The organism is Maribacter luteus, from assembly GCF_009674825.1.
Classification (GTDB): Bacteria; Bacteroidota; Bacteroidia; order Flavobacteriales; family Flavobacteriaceae; genus Maribacter_A; species Maribacter_A luteus.
Window position 1 is genome coordinate 72026 of the sequence record NZ_WKJH01000003.1, and the last position, 11743, is coordinate 83768.

The window sequence follows — 11743 nt, forward strand, 5'->3', positions numbered from 1 at the left end:
TTTTATAGCGTTGTTGAACTTTAAAAAGTTCTTATGAATTGGATTATTGAATGAATGGCACACGGGGCCTATTCTAAATTAACTTTTACAACTAATTAAAACCCATTGTTTCAAAATGAACTTAAAATTTAAAAACAAAAAAATAACCGGAATACTTACCGTGTTGGGCGAAGATGAAATCAAATTTGATGATGAGATAGCAAACTATGGCTTCACTAAAAGTCAATCCATGAAACTTAAAATGGTCATGGGCTACAACAAAAGAAGGGTTGTAAAAAAAGGAACTACAACATCTGATTTATGTGTATTCGGGCTAAACTATCTCTTCGACAAAGGACTCTTGAAGAAAGAGGATATTGATGCAATGATTTTAATATCGCAATCACCTGATCATCTTATGCCTGCAACCAGTTATATTGTTCATGGGAGATTAGGCTTAAAGCAGGACATGGCATGTATAGATATAAATCAAGGATGTGCAGGTTATGTGACAGGCCTTAGTCAGGCATTTATGCTCTTGGAACAAGATGAAATAAAAAAAGTAGTGGTGATCAATGCCGATATCTTAAGTGCAAAGGTTTCTAAAAGTGACAGAAGTAGTGGCCCTTTGACCGGGGATGGCGCTACCATAACCATTGTGGAGAATGACCCTAATGGGGGAGTTATCTATGGTTCCGTAAAAAGTGATGGAACAGGAGCAGATGCATTGATTATTCCCGCAGGTGGATTTAAATTACCTTCAAGTGAAGAAACAGCAAAATTAGAGACAGACAAATCAGGAAACGTAAAATCATTGGATCATTTGGACATGAAAGGCGACCTGATTTATAATTTTGTTATCAGGGAAGTCCCTCCAATGATAGATAACCTCTTGGAAAAAGCGGGAAAGACCAAAGAACAGGTCGATTATTTCATGTTTCACCAGCCCAATAAATTCATGTTGAAACAAGTAACTAAACAATTGGAAATCCCAGAAGACAAACTACCAACGAATGTTGTTGAGAATTTTGGCAATGCCAGTAGTGCTACGATTCCGACCACAATAGCCCATAATCTTGGGGAAAAATTGAAAACAAACTCATATTTGATTTGTATGGCCGGATTCGGTATTGGATTAAGTTGGACATCCATGTTGATGACTCTTGGGAATCTAAGTTTTTGTGAAAAAATTAATTATAAATAAAGTATATGGAAAAATATTTATCAACTATAACCGAATTTTTAGAAGTCGACAGTGTTGATTTAAACGATTCGCTTACCTCCTTTGAGAGTTGGGATTCAATGACCATCTTAATGGTGATTGATTTTTGTGCAGGGGAGTATGGGATAAGTTTATCTGCAGATGAAATTGAAAACTCTGAAACCATTCTTGGCTTAAAGGAATTAATCGATTCTAAATTATAAATCCAAACTGAATTAATCATATTTGATTCTTCCCCCAATATGATTTTGTTTGCCAAACCTAACTGTTTTTTGTTGGGTATGTAGACCAAGGATAAACAGCCAATTATGACCATTAGACCACAGTCATCCTTCTGATAGTCCTTCTATTACAAATGACCCATTAATTTTTAAAAAATATTTTTGTGATAAAATTTCTAGATCTTCAAAAAATCAATGCTTTCTATGCCCAAGAACTGAAGGAGGCAGCCAACAGGGTCATAGACTCCGGTTGGTATTTAATGGGAAAAGAATTATCCGCTTTCGAAAGCGATTATAATGAGTATTGTAAAACAAAGTTTACGATTGGGGTTGCCAATGGTCTAGATGCTCTTCGCCTTATTCTAAAGGCTTATATTGAACTTGGGGTAATGCAGAAAGGTGACGAAGTGATTGTCCCTGCCAATACATATATTGCCTCGATATTAGCTGTTACGGACAATGAGCTTACCCCTGTATTTGTTGAGCCAAATATTAGTACATTTAATTTGGATGCTTCAAAAATTGAAGCTGCAATTACACCAAAGACAAAAGCCATCCTAACCGTTCATTTATATGGGCAAATTTCGATTGACCAACAAATGTTGGATATCTGTAACAAATATGATCTAAAACTTATTGAGGATGGGGCACAGTCCCATGGGGCCGAATGGCATGGGATGGTTTCCGGTGCCATTGGTGATGCCGCAGGGCATAGTTTTTATCCTGGTAAAAATCTTGGGGCCTTAGGGGATGCAGGTGCAGTTACCACGAAAGATGAAGGGTTATCCCAAGCGATAAGGGCACTTGCCAACTATGGATCCCATAAAAAATACGAAAACATATACCAAGGACTTAATTCACGTTTAGATGAAATACAGGCTGCCTTTCTAAACGTAAAATTGAAATATATTAAGGACGATATTGCCGGAAGAAGAAAAGTCGCCAATTACTATTTGGAACATATCAATAACCCATCAATTGTATTACCGAAGGTAGTTCATGACAAAGGGCATGTTTGGCACTTGTTTGTTATTCGAACACAGGACAGGGATAAATTACAGCAACATCTTCTGAATGAAGGTATACAGACCCTTATCCACTACCCTATTCCCCCACACAAACAGGAGGCCTATAAAAAATATAAGGATTTGCATCTTCCGATCACCGAACAAATACACAAAGAAGTGTTGAGCTTGCCCATAAGTGCTGTAATAACCCAGGATGAAATAGAACAAGTGGTCAAATCACTAAATAGCTATAATGACTGAAAACAGTACCAAAAATAAAAACAGTAGTTATAGGCAAATTATGAAGGCGACCTCTATTTTCGGGGGAGTCCAAGTTTTCAATATTATAATTTCCATTGTTAGGTCCAAAGTTATCGCCCTATTATTGGGCCCTGCCGGTATGGGTATCGCAGGTCTTTTGAATTCTACCTTGAATATCATAGGGTCTATTTCCAATTTCGGTCTGGGCATAAGTGCAGTCAAAGATATTGCCGAAGCCAACCAAGAAGGAGATGAAATTCAAATCTCAAGGGTAATTATCGTGATGCGCCGTTTAGTCTGGTTTACAGGTCTATTAGGAGCAATCGCAACCTTTTTTCTTGCTCCATGGTTAAGTGAATTATCTTTTGGCAACCACGAATATACTATTGCCTTTAGATGGCTTTCAATTACCCTATTAGTAAAACAACTTTCTAGCGGCCAATTTGTTTTATTACAAGGAATGCGCAAATTGAACCACTTGGCCAAGGCTAACATGTTGGGTTCTGTTTTTGGATTGATCATTACGATTCCCTTATATTATTATTACAACATAGAAGGTATAGTTCCGGCCATTATTATAACGGCCTTCATGACTTTAGCCATAAACCGATATTTTTCCAGCAAAATAAAAATCCGGGAAACCAAGGTTTCAGCGAAAGAAACCAAGGTCATAGGAAAAGGGATGCTTGTTTTAGGTTTCGTGCTAAGCTTATCCGGTTTAATGGCAAGTGCAGAATCCTATGTAGTTCGGATTTTCATTAGCAATATTGGGGGCATAGAGGAAGTAGGGCTCTATAATGCGGGTGTCGCCATCATTACAACCTATGTGGGGTTGGTATTTACGGCTATGGGAACGGACTACTATCCAAGGCTGGCAGGTGTTTCAAAAGATAATGTGAAAACGGCCGAATTGATAAATCAACAGGCCGAAATTGCCGTATTGATATTGGCACCCATATTGGCCACATTTTTAATTTTCATAAATTGGGTTATTATCATATTGTATTCCGATAAATTTATTGGGGTAAGTGCCATGATATACTGGGCTGCACTAGGTATGTTCTTTAAAGCGGCAAGTTGGTGTATTGCTTTTATCTTTCCTGCTAAAGGTGCCAGTAAGCTGTACTTTTGGAATGAGCTCGTAGCCATAATAATTCTTGGTGGATCAAACGTATTGGGCTATTATTTAGCAGGTTTAACAGGCTTAGGAATATCCTTTTTAGTTGCCTATTTTATCTATCTGATACAAGTGTTTCTAGTGGCCAAGACCAAATATGATTTTTCTTTCCATTCAGATTTTTTAAAAATATTCATTATTCAATTCTTATTGACCCTATGTTGTTTCCTAACGGTTAAATTCATAGTAACCCCTTGGTCTTATTTTATTGGCATGCCCTTTATCCTAATTTCATTATGGTATTCTTATAAGGAATTGGACAAGAGAATAAATATAAAGGGTATAATTAACAAATTCAGAAACAAATTCAGAAATAAATAATGCAGTTGACTCATAAAGAAATAACAAACAAACCGATGGGTGCTGAAATTACGTTACCCCCGTTGGTATCCATTGTGGTGGTAACCTATAATTCTGCCCAATTTGTTTTGGAGACCCTGGAAAGTGCGAGAAACCAATCCTATAAAAATATAGAATTGATAATAACCGATGATTGCTCAACGGATAACACTCTAGAAATATGTTCAACATGGTTACAGAAAAACAAAGCCGAATTTGTTCATTCAACCATTATTACCCATGACAAGAATACAGGAATCGCAGCAAATTGCAATCGTGGTTTTACTGCTGCCAAAGGGGAATGGATAAAAGGAATCGCTGGAGACGACATATTATTTCCTGATTGTATTTTAGATAGCATTGAGTTCTCTAAAATAGATAACGCAATCAATATTTTCCAGTCCTTGGCCAAAAATTATTTAGACACTTTTGAAGAATGTAATTTTCAAAGTATAACGGCCAATAAAAATTACCCCTATGGCCACTTAACCAGTAAGCAACAATACGAAATACTTCAATATGCCAGTTTTCCAATTGCGTCAGCAGTTTTTATGAAACGATCTTTTTTCATGGATATGGGTAAGTATGACGAATCCTTACCTCTTGAAGACTGGCCATTTTGGTTAAAAATCACAAAACGAAATCAAAAAATATACCAACTCAATAAAGTAACGGTCGGTTACAGGATCCATAATAAATCGGCATTCCATCAAAAACAGAACAAGTCTATATTTTCAAAATATTACTTAAGAGACCGAATGGTTTATGATAAATACATTAAAGGTAATTGTAGTAAAACCACTAAATTCTTTATCAATTATAAACATTATATTCAAGTTTATTTTGACAAGTTACGATTGAACAATAAATCAATTTATCCGATTAAGGCTCTATTTTATCTATTGAACAAGCCTTATCAATACCGAGTAAAACATTTATTATCAACATTTGAGCATCAAATTAATAAAGAGGATTTAAAAAACGTAGAAGTATAGCATATAAAAATCCTTTTATTTTCACCGTTTTGGTTTTAGAAAAACTAATAAAGGAAAATAATACGGAAGGACCTAAGGATAAGTACCATCTATCCTACTTTTTACGGCAAAACCTTATCCAATTTTGATCCTATTATGGTATGGTAATTAAAGAATAGCTGTCACAGAATCTCCAATAGTTAATTAATATCATGATGAAAAAGGAGCAAATAAAACCAAATACAGGCGATAATTCAACGAATCCCTTGGTATCTATTGTTGTAATCACTTACAATTCAGCAAACTTTATCCTTGAGACCTTGGAAAGTGCCAAGGCACAATCCTATGCAAATATAGAATTGATTATAACCGACGACTGCTCCACTGATAATACCTTAGAGATTTGTAAGGAATGGTTGGTCAGGAACAATACACGCTTTGTTCAGACAGCCCTAATTACCTCGGACAAAAACACTGGAATCGCGGCAAACTGCAATCGTGGTTTTACAGCGGCAAAAGGAGAATGGATTAAAGGAATTGCCGGAGACGACATCCTGTTCAAGGATTGTGTCCTAGATAGTATCCAATATATTACTGAACATAGAGAAGTTAATATCTTCCAATCTTTAGCTAAAATTTACATTGACACCTTTGACGAAATCCATTTTCAGCGCATATCCTCGAATTTAAATCATCCGTTTAGTTTTGCTTCAAGTGAACAACAATTTAAATTATTACAATACCAGAGTTATCCTATTGCCCCTGCCATTTTCATGAAACGATCTTTTTTCATAAATATGGGTAAGTATGACGAATCCTTACCTCTTGAAGATTGGCCTTTCTGGTTAAAAATAACCAAAAGAAATGAAAAAATATACCAATTGGATAAAGTAACCGTCGGTTATAGAATTCACAATAAATCAGCTTTCAATCAAAAAAAAGAAAGTACTATCTTCTCAAAGTATTATTTAACGGATAGGGCCGTCCATAAAAAATTTGTTTTTGGAAATTGTTCCAAATCGACTAAATTTTTTATTGACTATAAACACTATACCAGATTATATTTTGATAAATTGGGGTTGAACAATAATTCTTTCTTTTTATGTAAAGCTTTGTTCTATGTTTTAAATAAACCTTATTCTTATCATTTGAAATATCTTCTGTCTAGAATAAAGACCGAAAGAATGACCAGCTGAACAAGTCCTTCAAAGTCTCACCCATATAAAAGAACATGTTATCCTTTCGTTCCACTTGTACTCTTTTTTCATTTAATATAGTCCATGCTTCAAAGGCACTTATTGCATTGAGTTTGAAATCTATTAAATCATATATAGTAGCTTAAAACTACTTCGTAAATCTATTACGAAAATCACATAATCAGGATAAACATTTTGACTTCCGTAAAAAAAGGAAAAGCTTGACCCCTACATTTTTTAAATTACAACCTTTCGTTAATTATATGCCCTATTTATGGGTTGCTTTTCGGTAATCTCTAAGTCCTTTATTATATCCTTTTATTGCGGTCATCGCTTTTTTCCAATCCCAAGTGGCAAAAACATACAACCCAATAATGGACCAAAAATGGGCGAGTTTATTTGATAAAATTTGGGGGAAATTTTTTTCGAAAATATATCTATGGTTGTACATATACATACGTCTATTCTCAAAGTAATTTCCTCTCCCTCCAGCTGCATGTCTATGCTCTGCCTTAGCTCTTGGATTGTAAAATAATTTATATTTTTTAGAGACACGACGCGAAAAATCTATATCCTCCATATAAGAATAGGCCGAAAAATGTTCATCAAATTCAAATTCATCAAAAACTTCCTTTTTATATGCCGTTATGCCCCCTGATAGTACTTCAGTATCTAAAAACATCTTCTTTCCATGGGGAAAACCCGGAAATCCGGATTTTCTAAATTTACCATTACCGTAACCGTGCCTTAACAGAAAAAACCTTAAAGCCCTTGTATATAATTTAGTCTTGAATGTGGCCACCTTAATATCGGTCATTGCGCCCATCCCTCCAAAATAATCATTATTATCCTTAAAAACCTTTACCATATCTTCTAAGAAATCATCCTCAAGAATCAAATCATCATCAAAAAAGAAAAATAGCTCTCCCTTGGCTGCTTTTATGCCAATATTTCGTTGTTTTGTTAAGCCAGGTTCAGAATAAATAATATTAATGAACTTTGTTTTACCGAAAATGACCTCTAAATCAACGTGGGTAATCTTTTCTTTATCACTACTATCAACAATAATTATCTCATAGTTCGTATAAGTCTGTGAAACAATAGAATTACATATACGTAATAATATTTCTCTTCTATTTCTAGTACAAATTATGATACTTGTACGAATATTTTCCTCCATATGATCTTTATAACAGAATCTTTAAGAATACTAGTTTTACTGTATTCCAAAATTCTAATTCAACTTATTCTATAATTAGCTTAATTGATGAACTCCCTAATCTGTGCAATTTTTCTTTGATTCAATTATTTTTATCAACAATTGATCAGGTCCACGAAGAGTAAAGGTCTTATGACCATAAACCGGATCCTGCTTCAATTCCTCAACAATTTCAATATTAGCAGATTTTAATTGTCCATAAATTGATTCAACGCATTCAAATGAAAAACCAAGATGGCCAAAAGGGGCATTATCAGTAGGCTCAAAAGGCTCATTCAACCACCAGGATTCTTTCCCTTCCGGTTTACCAAACACAACAATATCTATATCATTTACCGTTATGAAATTCCATTTGAAACCCCTTGGATTATCAACAGCCTTTCTATAAACTGAATCTAATCCTAGGTTAGACGAAAACCATCGCATAGTTGCATCCACATCTGTGGCCAACAAGTGAATATGCTCAAAGGCATGTCCCTTTTTACGTGTATAAACTTCAACCAGTTCTTGGTTAGGCCCTAAAAAATACATGAAATGATCCTCATCAAGGGAGGTTACGGGGGTATGCACTTCTATACCTTCCTTAACCCGCCAATCCATTTCCAATTGAGCATCTTCCCCTGACCATCCGATATGCCATAAGCTCAAGTTTTTATTGACTATAGGTATTTCTTCAACCTGATTCAAAAACAGCAATGTCTTATCTGCATCCAAGACATCATTATCATTGAAATACCTTACTCTTTTGGCGCCAAAGTACTTTTCATAAAAAGAGAGACTAACTTCATAATCTACAACATTTAAACCAATATGATGTAAATTGGCAGATTCAGATACTTTAAACCGTCCGATATTTGCAATCGAATATTTAAATTCAGAAAGAATTGACCTTACCTTTCGATACAAATTCAGTATAAACTTCATCTAGATGGTTTGGTTATTTTTTCATAATTCTTTAGAATTTCCACCACTTTTTGGTGGTTTTCCCATAACCATAACCATATTTACCCCCATACCCCAGGTTGGAATCCTTAACGCCATTAACAACAAATGCTAAGCCTTTTAATTTACCTTCATCGTGTAATTTAAGGGGATAATCCAAAACTTTCAATTCGGTCATTCCTGCCCGTGTTACGTATAGAATCTGATCTGCATACTCACTGATCAACAAGGTATCGGTTACCACTAATAAAGGTGCTGTATCAACTATAATATAATCATACTCATCAACAACTTCATCCAACAACTCCTTCACCCTTCCATTCATCAATAATTCTGCCGGATTAGGAGGAATTTTACCTGAATAAATGACATCCACGGTTTGCTCATGCGCAAGCATCGGGGTAATTATTTCATGACTCCCAAGGGTTTTGTCCACTAAATAATCAGTAAGCCCTTTATCCTCTTTGTTTCTAGAAGGTTTCCCCAATTTATCCACATTCTTCCCAGAATAAAACTGGTAGATTTTCGGGTTTCTAATATCAGCCCCGATGAGTAAAACCTTTTTCCCTGTATTCGCGAAAATCATGGCCAAATTGGAGGATAATAACGTTTTACCTTCCCCTGAGGCACTAGAAGTCACATAGACTATACTACCCTTCTTACTTTCACTTTTATTCGCTTTAATAATATAATCCAAGTTGGTTCTTAAAATCCGTAATGATTCTGCCAAAACCGTACGCTCCCCAAGTTTTACCAAAGTATTTTCTTTCTTGGAGATTTTTGGCAACTCAGCCAAAACTGGAATATTTCCAGTTAATTTTTCCAAACTAACTTTATTTTGAACCTTATTATCCAAAATATCTTTAATGAAAACGATTGAAAAGGGAAGTAAGAACCCTAAAATCATGGAAGCCAATAATATAATCGGCTTCTTAGGAGAAACCGGAAACCTACTTCCTAAATAGGCCCGATCGATAACTTTAGATTTTGGGGCGGCGGAAGCAAAGGTTATCTGGGACTCCTCCCGTTTTTGCAAAAGATATAGATAGAGTTGTTCCGTGGTTTGTTGTTGCCGGGTTATATCCCTTAAGGCACGCTCATTTTTGGGAGCGGAATAAATTCTTGAGTTGATTTTAGATAATTGGCTACTTAAGCTATTTACCTGCATTCCCAAATTATTGGTTACACTACCCAAGCTCGATTGCATACTACGTTTAAGACCTGCCAATTGCTGATCTAAATTTACGATAATCGGGTTTTTTTCATTGGAACTTTCCAATAAACGCTTGCGCTCCAAGGCCAACTCATTATATCTTGCCGTAGTACTTGCAATAGAAGCATCGGCAAGACCAATATTGGATGGGAGCAATTCATAACCTTCCTGATTATCAATAATATCCTTCATCGAAGAAGCGATATCCAATTGTACCGATGCGTTTTGCAATTCTTGTTGGTTGGCTGCCCCTATATTTAAGTTTACATTCGTTTGGGTCGCTATGTCAGCAATCCCTCTACCCGATTTAAAATCCTCCGCATTTTGATCTACTGAAGATAAATCCCCATAAATGTCCGCTATACGATCATTGATAAAATTAGAAGTCCTGTCCGCAATGGCTTTCTTATCATCAACGGCATTCTGGTTATAATTGGCAACCAGGGTATTTAAAATATCCTTTCCTCTTTCAATAATGGGATCATTCAATGAAATTGAAATAATATTCGACATTTCCCCAGTTAAGGAAATATCTATTTTCCTTTGATATACTTCGGCCATGGTTGCCAATGGGGTTACGGCCACCATGTACTTTCTATCCTTATAGGCCCCGATATTTTTAATATTAGGGGTGATAATCACTTCCCCGACTCCCGTGGAAATTGGCTTTCCAAAAGAAATAGGTTGAACAGGTCCATCTTCTTCATTCGAAAATTCAAAAGTTGTTTCCGAAGAAATGGTGATAAAGAAATCATTTTTTGAATTGTAAATCACAGAATCCGGCGCAATAAAATTTACATTGAAAGGTGGATTATGATAAAGCTCTGAACTTTTGATTTGACCCAAAGCAATTATTTTTTTATTCAATCCAAGTTTTTTAACAACCTCAATTAAATTGGACCTCGAACCCAACACCTCAATTTCATCTTCAATGTTGCTCCCTCCGCCCCCAAAAACGCCCAAATCCCGAAAAACATCAAGTTCAGAAGTGGCTCCCTGCTCTTCCAATATTTGGATTTTAGTCTGCAATTCGTATTGGGGTACGGAATAACGAATTTTCAATACGCCAATTAATATGGCAATGGCAATGGAGAGCGTAAACCACTTCCAATTCCTAACATAGGGCTTAATCAGCTCTCCTATATCCAGATTATTCTCAGACAGTTGGGTACGATCGGTTTTCATTAAATTATTGGAATTTATTGTCTAGAAAGGATAATAACCGTAGATGTAATTAAAAGGGATACAATCGATATAGCGATATTGGCCCTATTATCCAAAGAGGAAGCTGTTATTCCCGATCGATTCGGCTCTACGTAAACGACATCATTCTGGGTCAAATAGAATACTGGGGATTTTACCATATTCTTTGTTGTTAAATCGATACGATTATAGACTTTCGTACCATTAAAATCACGAATCACCAATACATTTTCCCTTACACCCCTAATGGTCAAATCCCCCGCAAGACCTAAAGCCTCCAATATAGAAATTTGTTCTCCGTTAACGGGATAGGTCCCTGGTCGATTAACCTCCCCTAATACAGTTACCGTGAAATTTTGAAGTCTTATATTTATGATAGGATCTTTTAAATAGTCTGAAAGACGTTCACGTAGAAGCGTCCGCAATTCATCAGGGGATAGTCCTGATATCTTCAACTTCCCGATAACCGGAAAATCGATTTCCCCGGCCTGGTCTACCAAATAATCAACCTGCTCTGCTTGCATACCACCTTCACCGGCACCCCTAAAAAGGTTAAATGGGGCACTGGCCTCAGGATTCAAAGAAGATATATGTATGGACACCAAATCATCCACTTTAAACTTGGAGACAAAATCATTGTTGTTAACCAAGGTCTCAAAATCCCCGGTATCCTGAAAATAGACTACCTCTTTTCGCGATGCACAGGATGTTATAAATGTAACGGCTAATAATAAAACAATAGATTGAACGTAATTCTTCATATTTTTAAACATAGTTATGGCTTTATGGT

At 35.8% G+C, this 11743-nt stretch carries 10 protein-coding genes; 6 read left to right on the plus strand and 4 right to left on the minus strand.

Going from position 1 to position 11743, the window contains the following annotated elements:
* Positions 1-115 precede the first annotated feature (115 nt).
* From GJ691_RS06170 to GJ691_RS06195, 6 genes are all read left to right on the plus strand, one after another.
* Complete coding sequence (locus tag GJ691_RS06170) at positions 116-1183, plus strand: 3-oxoacyl-ACP synthase III family protein (RefSeq protein ID WP_154364897.1); 1068 nt, start codon at positions 116-118, stop codon at positions 1181-1183.
* A 5-nt stretch (positions 1184-1188) separates the two neighbouring features.
* A complete protein-coding gene (locus GJ691_RS06175; RefSeq protein WP_154364899.1) occupies positions 1189-1404 on the plus strand; it encodes an acyl carrier protein in 216 nt (71 codons plus the stop codon).
* A 182-nt stretch (positions 1405-1586) separates the two neighbouring features.
* Positions 1587-2690: a DegT/DnrJ/EryC1/StrS family aminotransferase gene (locus GJ691_RS06180; RefSeq protein ID WP_179955043.1), complete on the plus strand. Its 1104-nt coding sequence runs from the start codon at positions 1587-1589 to the stop codon at positions 2688-2690.
* The gene (locus GJ691_RS06185) at positions 2683-4188 is read left to right on the plus strand and encodes an O-antigen translocase (protein WP_154364902.1); all 1506 of its coding nucleotides are present in this window, start codon (positions 2683-2685) and stop codon (positions 4186-4188) included. The genes GJ691_RS06180 and GJ691_RS06185 overlap by 8 nt, the downstream gene beginning before the upstream one ends.
* 35 nt (positions 4189-4223) lie before the next feature.
* Positions 4224-5201 carry a glycosyltransferase family 2 protein gene (locus GJ691_RS06190; protein ID WP_179955044.1) on the plus strand — a complete coding sequence of 326 codons (978 nt, stop codon included), beginning with the start codon at positions 4224-4226 and terminating at the stop codon, positions 5199-5201.
* A gap of 191 nt (positions 5202-5392) precedes the next feature.
* On the plus strand, positions 5393-6376 hold the full coding sequence (locus tag GJ691_RS06195; protein WP_154364906.1) for a glycosyltransferase: 984 nt from the start codon (positions 5393-5395) through the stop codon (positions 6374-6376).
* Between the two features lie 268 nt (positions 6377-6644).
* Here the strand turns inward: GJ691_RS06195 and GJ691_RS06200 are convergent, their stop codons facing one another.
* The 4 genes from GJ691_RS06200 to GJ691_RS06215 form a co-directional block, all read right to left on the minus strand.
* Complete coding sequence (locus GJ691_RS06200; protein WP_154364908.1) at positions 6645-7556, minus strand: glycosyltransferase family 2 protein; 912 nt, start codon at positions 7554-7556, stop codon at positions 6645-6647.
* A 96-nt stretch (positions 7557-7652) separates the two neighbouring features.
* Positions 7653-8519, minus strand: coding sequence for a VOC family protein (locus GJ691_RS06205; RefSeq protein WP_154364910.1), 867 nt, complete (start codon positions 8517-8519; stop codon positions 7653-7655).
* Between the two features lie 31 nt (positions 8520-8550).
* Positions 8551-10935: a GumC family protein gene (locus tag GJ691_RS06210; protein WP_154364912.1), complete on the minus strand. Its 2385-nt coding sequence runs from the start codon at positions 10933-10935 to the stop codon at positions 8551-8553.
* Between the two features lie 14 nt (positions 10936-10949).
* Positions 10950-11714: a polysaccharide biosynthesis/export family protein gene (locus GJ691_RS06215; protein WP_154364914.1), complete on the minus strand. Its 765-nt coding sequence runs from the start codon at positions 11712-11714 to the stop codon at positions 10950-10952.
* Positions 11715-11743 lie beyond the last annotated feature (29 nt).